Genomic DNA, 2,870 nt, shown 5'->3' on the forward strand with positions numbered 1-2,870 from the left:
ACCCCCTAACCTTATTTAAGTTCCAAGTTTCAGGGCCATTTGGTACTAAGTATTTCCTTAACTGTTGCAAAACTCACGACTCATTACTCAATACTCATTACACCTCAGGCAACCTTAGTAGAATACTTCTACATTTCTAATTCGGTATTCGACATTTTAGAAGACTGCCCATCAGCTGTGTTTTCAAAATAAATTGAAAACTGTCGTTTTTATCATTGCAAAGTGGTATGATATCTTTTATTTTTGGCAACATGTTCAGAAATTAGATCACTTTTCTTCTTTTTGAAAGTGAAGAAGAGTGCTTGCTAACACGTAAAACAGGAAAATGAATCATACAGAACACGCGAGTGCATTAATCCAGAGTGATGCCGTAACTTTTGGCTTGTTAATCATTTTATTGGCAGGTATTTTTTACACCAGTGGTTCTTCGAAACCGATTTTTGTGAAGTTCTACAAGGTGGTGCCGATGTTGCTGCTTTGCTACTTTTTGCCCAGTTTGCTAACGACTTTCAAAATTGTTGATGGCGAAAATTCCAATTTGTATTATGTGGCGTCGCGCTATTTATTGCCTGCCAGCTTGGTTTTGTTAACGCTGAGCATTAACCTGAAAGAAGTCTTTAAACTTGGGAGTAAAGCACTAATCATGTTCCTCACCGGTACGGTAGGTGTGATTATCGGTGGGCCTATAGCGATCCTGATTGCTTCGGCTATTAATCCCGACCTGGTTGGTGGTGCTGGTCCCGATGCTGTTTGGCGTGGTATGACCACTATTGCCGGCAGCTGGATTGGTGGTGGTGCAAACCAGGCTGCGATGTACGAGATTTTCAAACCTTCCGATCATTTATATTCGATTATGATTACGGTGGATGTTCTGGTGGCTGAAGTTTGGATGGCCCTTGTCCTGATTGGAGTAGGCAAATCGCATAAAATCGATAAGTTCTTTAAAGCTGATGCCAGTAGCGTAGAGCAATTGAAGGATCATATGCACGAATTTAGCCAGAAGATCGCCCGCATTCCAACGACAACCGACCTGATGGTTATTTTAGCGATTGGACTTGGAGTAACAGGGCTGTCGCACCTGATTGCCGATTTTATTGCCCCTTTTATTGAAACTCATGCGCCGTACCTGAATAAGTTTAGCTTAACCTCGAGGTTCTTCTGGCTGATCATTCTGACAACAACCATTGGAATCGGCCTGTCGTTTACCAAGCTTCGGAATTACGAAGGGGCAGGAGCTTCCAAGATAGGAACTGTTTTCATTTACATTCTGGTGGCAACCATTGGTATGAAGATGGATGTTTCGAAGATTTTCGATAACATCGGGTTGTTTGCTGTTGGAGCTATTTGGATGGCCATTCATGTTAGCCTGATGATTTTGATGGCCAAACTCATTAAAGCGCCGTTCTTCTTTTTGGCTGTTGGTAGTAAAGCAAACATTGGTGGTGCGGCCAGTGCACCTGTTGTGGCTGCTGCTTTCCATCCGGCTTTGGCTCCCGTTGGAGTATTGCTGGCTGTTTTGGGCTACGCTTTGGGAACCTATGGCGCCTGGATGTGTGGTTTGATCATGCAGGCGATAGTACATTAAGAAAGAACAGACCTAATTCCCGGGAATCACGAATAAGTATGAAGGTAGAAGATTACCCGAACATCATGTTGGCATTGGTATCCAAAGTTGTCGGATTGTCTTGGAACATGGAACTTGAAAAACGATTAGCGATTGAGTAACGAGTAATGAGTCGTGAGTCGTGAGTTTTGCAACAGTTAAGGAAATACTTAGTACCAAATGGCCCTGAAACTCGAAACTCGGAAGAAACTTTCAAAAAAAATAACCCCCGATCGAGAATCGGGGGGAAGTATTCTTTCATTAATTACGGGCGATCGTCCAATCGACAATATCTCCTTTGTGCGTGTTGTTTTTCCAGTTTAAGGGTTGAAGATTTTCCAATTCGTCGGTGCCTCCGTTTGCAACCGGGTCAATGTGATCGATTTCCCAGCCGTGCTCGGATTCGCGGTTGCCATAGTCGGAATATTGCATCACTTTCCCACAAACATCCCATCGGTATTCTTCCGGTGCAAAATTCGGTATCATTCGGCCTTTTTGCCATACCGCTAGTTTAATTTCTTCAGTCCAAATGTTTCCTTGCCCGTCGGTGTTGTAGTTTCGAACCATAATATTCAGTTTTTTCGGTTAGTAGTTTTGTGTGCCGTTTGTTCCCAAATTGGTTGAGCGGCTATTTCATGAGTTTGAATTTATCAAATGTTGCCATTTAAAATTCAAAAACTGTTTTACAATATAGACCTGAGTCGATATGCTTAATTATTCGTTGCAGTCAGAGGGGAAGGAATACCATGTGTGCCTGGGGGTAATTCAGTTTAAGTTCTCCCGCTTTGTGGGGGACCTAAACTGCATCTGCGTTGGTCTCTCCCGCTTTGTGGAAGACACAAACTGCATCTGCGTTGGGCTCTCCGGTTTTGTGGAGGACACAAACTGCATCTGCTTTGGGTTCTCCCGTTTTGTGGAAGTCCCATCTGCTTTTGCTTTGTATCTAATGTACAGCCCCTGGCGCGAGTATTACGAGCGACGGGGTGAGTCAAAACCAACTGAAGGGAAAAGTATCAGTCCGGCTTGCGGAGAGAAAAGATGAATAGAACAAAAAGGATCAATCAAACCATGCGGCGCATGCACAACCTGTACAACAAGTAACATAGAACGTGCGCCTAAAGACGCAAATATACTCTACCCCGGGACTACCCATATTTCGCCCCGCGAGGGTGAGTCTTTTTGATTCCGGTCCGGATAAAAGGCCGGTCTCGCTCCGGGCAAGCTTCCTTCTTCCTTCAACTGTCTTCAATTGTTTTCAACTGCCTTC

The 2,870-nt window shown here is 43.9% G+C and carries 3 protein-coding genes; 2 read left to right on the forward strand and 1 reads right to left on the reverse strand.

Annotated elements, in window-relative coordinates:
• The first annotated feature begins 325 nt into the window (after positions 1-325).
• A complete protein-coding gene (locus AC37HE_RS13170; protein WP_500783312.1) occupies positions 326-1,585 on the forward strand; it encodes a DUF819 family protein in 1,260 nt (419 codons plus the stop codon).
• Positions 1,586-1,864: 279 nt separating this feature from the next.
• Here the strand turns inward: AC37HE_RS13170 and AC37HE_RS13175 are convergent, their stop codons facing one another.
• A complete protein-coding gene (locus AC37HE_RS13175) occupies positions 1,865-2,170 on the reverse strand; it encodes an HNH endonuclease signature motif containing protein (RefSeq protein ID WP_500783313.1) in 306 nt (101 codons plus the stop codon).
• A gap of 139 nt (positions 2,171-2,309) precedes the next feature.
• Here AC37HE_RS13175 and AC37HE_RS13180 point away from each other — a divergent pair, with 139 nt between their 5' ends.
• Entirely contained in the window at positions 2,310-2,645 is a 336-nt protein-coding gene (locus AC37HE_RS13180; protein WP_500783314.1) for a hypothetical protein, read from the forward strand.
• The last annotated feature ends 225 nt before the right edge of the window (positions 2,646-2,870 follow it).

The organism is Mangrovibacterium sp. (genome assembly GCF_059905295.1).

What these genes read in the sequence shown, in the direction of transcription:
- AC37HE_RS13170 (WP_500783312.1), top strand. Translation starts at nt 326, where the DNA reads ATGAATCATACAGAACACGCGAGTGCATTAATCCAGAGTGATGCCGTA.
- AC37HE_RS13175 (WP_500783313.1), bottom strand. Translation starts at nt 2,170, where the DNA reads ATGGTTCGAAACTACAACACCGACGGGCAAGGAAACATTTGGACTGAA.
- AC37HE_RS13180 (WP_500783314.1), top strand. Translation starts at nt 2,310, where the DNA reads ATGCTTAATTATTCGTTGCAGTCAGAGGGGAAGGAATACCATGTGTGC.